We start from the raw sequence: 703 nt of genomic DNA on the forward strand, positions 1-703 counted from the left end.
GGCCGCCACCCGTTCGGGCCACCACTCCGTGACGGCGGCCCGGACCTCGTCGACGCCTCGACCCGCGCGCCAGGTACGCCTCGTCGGCCAGCCCCTCCCCCAGGACGACGTGCAGCAGCCCCAGCAGCAGCACGAGGTCGGTCCCGGGGACGGGGGCGAGGTGGACGCCGGCCCCGTCGTCGGTCAGCGCTGCGCTGGCCGACCGGCGCGGGTCGACCACCACGAGCCCACCGCGCTCGCGCACGCCGGCCAGGTGCTGGACGCTCGGGGGCATGGTGTCGGCCAGGTTGCTGCCGAGCAGCAGCACCGCGTCGGCGTCCGCGAGGTCAGCCAGCGGGAAAGGCAGCCCGCGGTCCAGGCCGAGGGTACGGTTGGCCGCGGCTGCGGCGGCGGCCATGCAGAACCGCCCGTTGTAGTCGATCAGCCGGGTCCGCAGCGCCAGCCGCGCGAGCTTGCCCAGCTGGTAGGCCTTCTCGTTGGTCAGCCCGCCGCCGCCGAACACCGCGACCTCGTCGCGTCCCATCGTGCGCAGCCGGGAGGCGACCTCGTCCAACGCCTCGTCCCACCCGACCGGCTCGAGCGCTCCGGACGCCGACCGGCGCAGCGGCTGGGTCAGCCGGTCCGGCGACCGCAGCAGGTCCGGGCTGGTCCAGCCCTTCTGGCACATGCCGCCGCGGTTGGTCGGGGAAGTCGCGCGGGGCGG

General features: G+C 76.1%; 1 protein-coding gene. It reads right to left on the reverse strand.

The window, feature by feature from the left end; all coding sequences use genetic code 11:
- The coding region (locus AC2W7G_RS17805; protein ID WP_485869602.1) for a molybdopterin oxidoreductase family protein at positions 1 to 703 on the reverse strand (703 nt) is incomplete at both ends.

Source organism: Aeromicrobium sp. PFPM2_SD2 (assembly GCF_057364525.1).